The sequence below is a fragment of the Stenotrophomonas sp. 05L413 genome, assembly GCF_056397945.1.
On sequence record NZ_JBFTOL010000019.1, the window covers coordinates 1 to 449 of the forward strand.

The following is a 449-nucleotide window of genomic DNA, read 5'->3' on the forward strand; positions in this document are numbered from 1 at the left end:
CGTCAGCGCCACATGGTGCATGTTCACGTCGCACGACACCCTCAGCCCTTCCTTGCGCGCCTGCCGCACCAGCTCCAGCCCGGCCGCCGACGACAGCCGGCACAGGTGCACGCGCGCGCCCGTGGTGCGCATCAGTTCGAAGATCGTATGCAGGCGCACGGTCTCGGCGATCACCGACACGCCCGAGAGGCCCAGCCGCGACGCCACCGCGCCACTCGCCGCCACCCCGCCGCCGAGGAACGGGTCCTCGGGACGCAGCCACACCGTGTAGCCGAAGGTCTGCGCGTACTGCATCGCGCGCAGCAGCACCTGGGTATTGCGGATCGGCATCTCGGCCTGGCTGAAGCCAACGCAGCCGGCCTCGGTCAGTTGGCCCATCTCGGTCAGGATCTCGCCCTTGAGGCCCAGCGTCAGCGCGCCCAGCGGGTAGACGTGGGTCTGGTTCAGCG

The 449-nt window shown here is 70.2% G+C and carries 1 protein-coding gene; it reads right to left on the reverse strand.

What is annotated here, in order from left to right; all coding sequences use genetic code 11:
• On the reverse strand, positions 1 to 449 hold a 449-nt coding region (locus AC1DIQ_RS18960; protein WP_478050602.1), incomplete at both ends, for an amidohydrolase family protein.